Raw genomic sequence first — 6,582 nt, 5'->3', positions numbered from 1 at the left:
TTCGGCACCGACGCCGTCAAGCGCGGCCTCCTCGTCGGCACCGCCACCATCACCGCCCAGATCAAGTAACACCCCGCACCACCACAATCGGCCCGGACCACGCAGCAGCGCGGCCCGGGCCGACTTGCGTCGTGCGACGTGCGTCGAGCGGTACCGGGTGTACCTGGCGGAAACGGGCGTACCCGGTGGGTTCTTTCGACCAGGTACGCCCGTTCTTGCGAACCACCGCGCGCGCGATGGGAAAGAACGTACGCACAGACGGACGGGAGGCCCAGTGCCAGCTGGCACCGGGCCTCCCGTCCGTCATGTGCGGACGCCGGGCCGGCGGCCGCCGTCGTCACGGGCTGGGCGACACCTCACGCGCTCACGTTCGCGTGGACTGTCGCTCAGCGCGAAATCGCGCCCGAACCCCACCGCACCGCGCCGCGCCACCGCTCAGCGGCGCCGCCACCACCGCCGCGGCTTCGCCTCGAGCCGCGCCTGCTCCGCAGCCTGCGCGGCCGACGCCATGCGCACCTCGCGGCGCTCCCGCCAGGCGAGCACCTCGGCCTCGACGTCGCGCATCGGCGTCACCACCGGCGGCCCGCCGAGCAGCTGCCGTCGGGCCTCCTTCACCCGCGCGTTGAAGTCCACCAGGACGTCGCGCACGTCGGTCTCGAGCGACAGGGCGTCGAGTGCGTCGTCGAGTTCGGCGTCCTCGGTCCGCAGCGCCAGGGCCGGCGGCGCGATGCCCCGGATGTCCTCACGCTCGATCTTCGACTTGATCCACCAGTCCGGGTCGTGCTGCCCGTCGAGTCCCGGCAGTGGCTTGCCGTGGTACGGGTTGCCCTCGAAGACCCCGCGGCGCTCGGCCTCCGCGATCTGGGCACGGGCGTGCGCCGCGACGTCGGCGGCCTTGAGCAGCCGACGTTCCTCACGTTCCGAGCGCACCTCGTCGGGGTCGAGCGACCCCCGCTCGATCTCCTGGTCGACGAGCTGCTGGTAGCGGTAGCGCGCGGCCCTGCGGAGCCGGTCCATCCGTGCATCGACGTCGTTCATCGTCAGACCATGATGCCCCGTGCCCCCGACGGTTCGTCCAGCCCGGTCAGGACTTCTCTGAGACTTCTTCGATGGTCAGCGCGGCCTGGATGAGCGCCAGGTGCGACAGCCCCTGGGGGATGTTGCCCATGAAGTCCCCGTCGACGGCGCTGAGCATCTCGCTGAACAGGCCGACGTCGTTCGCCTGCGCGACCATGTCGTCCATCAGCTGCTTCGCGTCGTCGACCCGTCCGACGCAGGCCAGGGCCGCAGCGAGCCAGAACGAGCACGCCACGAAGGGCGATTCCTCGTCCTGGATGCCGGAGTACCGGTACACGAGGGGGCCGTGCTGCAGCTGCTCCTCGATCGCACGGATCGTGGACTCCATGCGCGGTCCGCGGTCGAACGCCGACATCGCGTGCAGCAGGATCGAGCAGTCGAGCGCGTCGGTGCCCGGGTACATGACGTAGCGGCCGAGCTCCTCGTTCCACCCGTTCTCGGCGACCCAGTCCTCGATGAGCTCGCGGTTCTCGATCCACTTCTCGCGCGGGCCGTCGATCATCCCCGCGTCGTGCAGCTCGACCGCGGCGTCGAGCGCCTGCCAGCAGCCGATCTTGCTCGTCGTGTAGTGCTGCGCCTCCTGCAGCTCCCACATGCCCGAGTCGGCTTCCGGCCAACGGTGGCACGCGTCGTCGGCCAGGTCCTGCAGCACCGAGGCCGTCTTGCGGTCGAGCACGTTGCCGGCTCGGACGTACTGGCGCATGATCTCGAACACGTCGCCCCAGACCCCGAGCTGCAGCTGGTCACCGGCGCGGTTGCCGATCGTGACCGGCCCGATGCCGTTCCAGCCCGGGACGTCGCGCTCCTCGACGGTGTCGCTCTTCGACCCGTCGAGTCCGTAGAAGATCGGCATCGTCTCGTCATGCTCGGCGATCGTGCGCATCACCCACGACACGGCGGCGTGCGTCTCCTCGCGCAGGCCGAAGCGGGTGAGCGCGTGCACCGTGTACGCCAGGTCGCGCACCCAGGCGAACCGGTAGTCCCAGTTCTTCCCGCCGGTGCGGTCCTCGGGCAGGCTCGTCGTCGGGGCTGCGGCGATGGCGCCGGTGGGGGCGAAGATCAGGAGCTTCAGGGCGAGGGCGCTGCGCTGGACGGCGTCCGACCAGGGGCCGTCGTAGCTGAACTCCTTCGACCAGGTCGACCAGTTCTCGATCGTGCGGTCGACCCCTTCGAGGGTGCGCTCCGGCTCGGGCAGGAAGATCGGCTCGTCGTAGGTGCCGACGATGGTCAGGATCGACTTCGAGCCCTCGGTCGTCGTGAACCGCCCCGAGAACCGGGGGCCGTCGTCGTGCACCGGTTCGAAGCCCTGCTCCACGATCGCGATGGTCACGCCGTCGACGCCGATGACCGTGCCGTTCGCGGTGTCGAGTCGGCGCGGTTCGGCGGTGTTCAGGATCGTGCCGGGCACGACCGCCCACTCCATCTCGACCGAACCATCGACCCCCTGCACGCAGCGGCCGATCTCGGCCCACGGCAGGCGTCCGGCCACACCGGTGACCATGGCGTCGGTCACGGTGGCGGTGCCGGACGGGGTCGTCCACGTCGTCACGAGCACGTTCGTCCCCGGCAGGTAGGCGCGGGACACCTGCGCCTGGTCGTCCACCGGCCGCAGGGCGACGTGTCCGCCGTGCTCGGCGTCGACGATGCTCGCGAACACCGGCGGCGAGTCCATCGACGGGATCGGCAGCCAGTCGATCCGACCGTCGAGCGCGATGAGGGCGACCGTCCGCCCGTCGCCGATCGCGCCGTACGAACGGAGCGGGACGTACCCGTTCGTCCGTTCCTCGTTCTCGGTCGCGTCGGGGGTGTCTCGCGTGCGCTCGGTCATGCGTCCAGCCTGCCCCGGCCCCGGTGGCGACCATCAGGCGGACGTACCCCTCGTGGAGAACGCACGCCGGGCCTCCCGGCTGTGGAGAACCACCGGCGAACCGCCGGAGCACCCCCGGCGCACCGCCGGAACACCCCAGGACAGCCGTCGGCGAACCCCCGGCGCCCAGCCGACACGCCCACGCGACTTGCGCATCCCGGGCGTGTCGCACTAGCGTCGTGCTCCTGCCGATCGGCAGACCGCCCGCCCCGGGCACACCGGAAGGACCGCGCATGCGCACCGTGCAGCACAACGAGGAACGCGTCGAGCTCCAGCTCGCCGCGGCCGCCGTGCTGCCCGAGCAGCAGTGGTCCCTCCGCTATCCCGCGTAGGCACGCGACGTCCCACGACGCCCCGTGCCCACCCGGCCCGGGGCGTTCGTCAGCACCGCTTCCTTCCGTCCGCTACGTCCGGCGACGACCAGGAGGCCCGGCGTACGACCGTCTCGGACCGTCACCTCGACCGTCACGAAAGCGAGACGACTCCATGAAGAAGATCAACGACCGATTGCTCAGCTGGGCCTCGATGCTCGAGGACAACACCGAGCAGCAGGCCCGCACGACCGCGCGCATGCCGTTCGTGTTCCCGCACCTGGCCCTCATGCCCGACGCACACCTCGGCCTCGGGGCCACAGTGGGGTCCGTCATCCCGACCCTCGGCGCGATCATGCCGGCGGCCGTCGGCGTGGACATCGGCTGCGGCATGATCGCGGTCCGCACGCAGTTCACCGCCACCGACCTGCCCGCCGACCTGCAGGGGCTGCGCGAGCAGATCGAGCGCGCGATCCCGCTGTCGGCCGGTGCGTCGAACCGGAAGATCGTGGCGACCGCCGCTCCCCGGATCGCCGAGCTCGAGGCGATGGCCGAGACCGCGGGGTTCGACCCCGACGACGTGCACGGCGGGTGGCGGAACCAGCTCGGCACGCTCGGGTCCGGCAACCACTTCATCGAGGTCTCCCTCGACGAGCAGGACCGGGTCTGGCTCTTCCTGCACTCCGGGTCGCGGGGCGTCGGCAACAAGATCGCGCAGCGGCACATCAAGGTCGCCAAGAAGGCCATGGAGCGCTGGTGGATCCAGCTGGCGGACCCCGACCTGGCCTACCTGGTCGAGGGCACGCCGGAGTTCGACCGGTACATCGCCGAGCTGCGGTGGGCCCAGCACTTCGCGCTGCTCAACCGCGAGGAGATGATGGACCGCGTCGTGCGGCAGCTGTCCGAGGCCGTCGGCACGCCCGTCGACGAGCGCGAGCGGATCAACTGCCACCACAACTTCACGCAGCGTGAGACGCACTGGGGCAAGTCCGTGTGGGTCTCACGCAAGGGTGCGATCCAGGCGAAGGCCGGTCAGCCCGGCCTGATCCCGGGGTCGATGGGCACCGCGTCGTACGTGGTCGAGGGACTCGGCAACAAGCCCTCGCTCGAGTCGTCCCCGCACGGTGCGGGTCGGCTGTTCTCGCGGAGCGCTGCCCGGCGGACCTTCACCCACGAGCAGCTGCGCGAGGCGATGGCCGGCATCGAGTACCGCGACACCGACGCGTTCCTCGACGAGATCCCGGCGGCCTACAAGCCGATCGACCAGGTCATGGCGGACGCCGAGGACCTCGTGTCGATCCGGCACACCCTGCGGCAGGTCGTCAACGTGAAGGGTGACTGAGACGCGCCCACCGACGGATGGGAGGCCCGTGGCGGCGCCGCCACGGGCCTCCCGTCCGCCACGTGGCGGACCGCACGGCCCGGCGCGCCCCGGACAGGACGGCACGCGTCGGGCACGCTGGGCCGTGATGAGCGACACGGCGGAGCACGCAGCGAAGGAAACCGGACGACAGGTCCGGCGGGCGGCCGACAGCCGCTGGTTCGAGGTCACGGCACGCGCCGGGTTCGTCGGCAGCGGCATCGTCCACCTGCTGATCGGGTACCTGGCGATCCTGCTCGGGATCGGCAACGCGTCCTCGGGCGGCGAGACGGACCAGTCCGGTGCGCTGCAGCAGATCGCCGCGGTCCCCGGCGGGGTGTTCCTGCTCTGGCTGATCGCCGTCGGCACGGCCGCACTCACCGTGCGCCTGGTCGCCGAGGCGATCGTCGGCGGCCGTTCCGACACCACCCGGGGCTGGCTCGCCCGGCTGAAGGACGTCGCGAAGGCCGTGGTCTACGGCGTGATCGCGTACTCGGCGGCCTCGTACGCGCTCGGTGCCGGGTCGAGCTCGAGCAGCTCGTCGCAGAGTGCCGCGGCGAAGACCCTGGCGACGCCCGGCGGGGTGTTCGTGCTGGTCCTGGCCGGGGCGATCGCGGTCGCGGTCGGCATCGGGCTCGTGGTGATCGGCTGCCGCCGGTCGTTCCGCAAGCAGATCACGCGACCGTCGGGCCAGCTCGACCGCGTGGTCACCGTGCTCGGCGTCGTCGGGTACGTCGGCAAGGGCGTCGCCGTGGTCATCGTGGGCGTGCTCATCGCCGTCGCGGGGCTGCAGAGCGACCCCGACCAGGCCACCGGCCTCGACGCCGCGTTCGACGCGGTGCGGAGCATGCCCGGTGGGGTGTTCGTCCTCGTCGCGATCGGCATCGGGTTCCTGGCCTTCGGCGTCTACAGCTTCTTCCGCGCGCGGTTCGCCCGCCTCTGACCCGCAAGCGCCGCCGCGCTACCCGCCGCCGCACGCACGCCTGAACGGGCACGGACCGCCCCCGCGGTAGACGGGGTCGATGAGCACGAACGTCACGACCGGCCCCGCGACCGTCTTCGCCGACGCCCGAGCGGTCCTCGCCGAGAGCATCGTCTGGGACCCGTCCGCACAGCTGCTCCGGTGGGCCGACATCACCCTCGGCACCCTCAACACCGCCGAGGCCGACGGCACCGTGCGCTCGAGCGTGCCGCTGCCGCCCCCGTTGGCGAGCTTCCAGCCCCGGGCCTCCGGCGGGTTCGTCGCGGCCCTCGGCGACACCGTCGTGGTGTCGGACGAGCAGGGATCCGTGGAGCGTGAGATCGCCCGCGTCACCCACAGCACCTCGGGCAACCGGTTCAACGAGGGCAAGTGCGACCCGTTCGGCCGGTTCCTGGTCGGCAGCATGAACGTGACGACCGGCGAGCCAGACGCGGCGCTCTACTCGATCGAGGCCGACGGCACGACCCGGTTGCTCCGCGGCGGCTTCGGCGTGACGAACGGCATGGAGTGGTCGGAGGACGGCAGCACGATGTACGTCACCGACACCAGCGCCTCGACGGTCTTCCGCGGGTCGTACGGCCCGGACGGCGAGCTCGGCGAACTCGAGCCGTTCATCGTCGGTCAGGCGCACGACGGCCTGGTCCGCGACGACGAGGGCTGCTTCTGGAGCGCGATCTACGGCGGGTCCCGCGTCGAGCGCTACGGGCCGGACGGCTCGCACCTGGAGACGGTGGAGCTCCCCGTCGCCAACCCGACGTCGGTGGCGTTCGGCGGCCCGGACATGTCGACGCTCTTCGTCGGGACGGCCCGCGAGAACCTCACCGAGGAGGACCTGGAGCAGGCGCCCCGGTCCGGCGCGGTCTTCGCGGTGCCGACGACGGTGCACGGGTTCCCCGCGAACACCTTCAGCGGCTGAGCACGTCGTCGCCGCCCGCGCGGACGGCGGCCGGGTATCCTGGGCGACCGCCCGACCGGAGGAGACCCA

At 71.5% G+C, this 6,582-nt stretch carries 5 protein-coding genes; 3 read left to right on the top strand and 2 right to left on the bottom strand.

The features are described from left to right. Window positions 1-435: 435 nt before the first annotated feature. Both DEJ09_RS10825 and DEJ09_RS10820 read right to left on the bottom strand, forming a co-directional pair. Window positions 436-1,038: a DUF1992 domain-containing protein gene (locus DEJ09_RS10825; protein ID WP_111088577.1), complete on the bottom strand. Its 603-nt coding sequence runs from the start codon at window positions 1,036-1,038 to the stop codon at window positions 436-438. Between the two features lie 46 nt (window positions 1,039-1,084). Next, complete coding sequence (locus DEJ09_RS10820; protein WP_111088575.1) at window positions 1,085-2,905, bottom strand: glycoside hydrolase family 15 protein; 1,821 nt, start codon at window positions 2,903-2,905, stop codon at window positions 1,085-1,087. Between the two features lie 525 nt (window positions 2,906-3,430). Here DEJ09_RS10820 and DEJ09_RS10815 point away from each other — a divergent pair. From DEJ09_RS10815 to DEJ09_RS10805, 3 genes are all read left to right on the top strand, one after another. After that, window positions 3,431-4,597, top strand: a complete 1,167-nt coding sequence (locus tag DEJ09_RS10815) for an RtcB family protein (RefSeq protein WP_111088572.1) — start codon at window positions 3,431-3,433, stop codon at window positions 4,595-4,597. Between the two features lie 127 nt (window positions 4,598-4,724). Next, window positions 4,725-5,558: a DUF1206 domain-containing protein gene (locus tag DEJ09_RS10810; protein WP_111088570.1), complete on the top strand. Its 834-nt coding sequence runs from the start codon at window positions 4,725-4,727 to the stop codon at window positions 5,556-5,558. Between the two features lie 79 nt (window positions 5,559-5,637). After that, window positions 5,638-6,513, top strand: a complete 876-nt coding sequence (locus DEJ09_RS10805; protein ID WP_111088568.1) for an SMP-30/gluconolactonase/LRE family protein — start codon at window positions 5,638-5,640, stop codon at window positions 6,511-6,513. Window positions 6,514-6,582 lie beyond the last annotated feature (69 nt).

Origin of the sequence: Curtobacterium sp. MCLR17_055 (genome assembly GCF_003234305.1) — a bacterium.
Classification (GTDB): domain Bacteria; phylum Actinomycetota; class Actinomycetes; order Actinomycetales; family Microbacteriaceae; genus Curtobacterium; species Curtobacterium flaccumfaciens.
The sequence above is the reverse complement of the archived record's forward strand: the minus strand, read 5'-3'. Positions and strand labels throughout refer to the sequence as shown.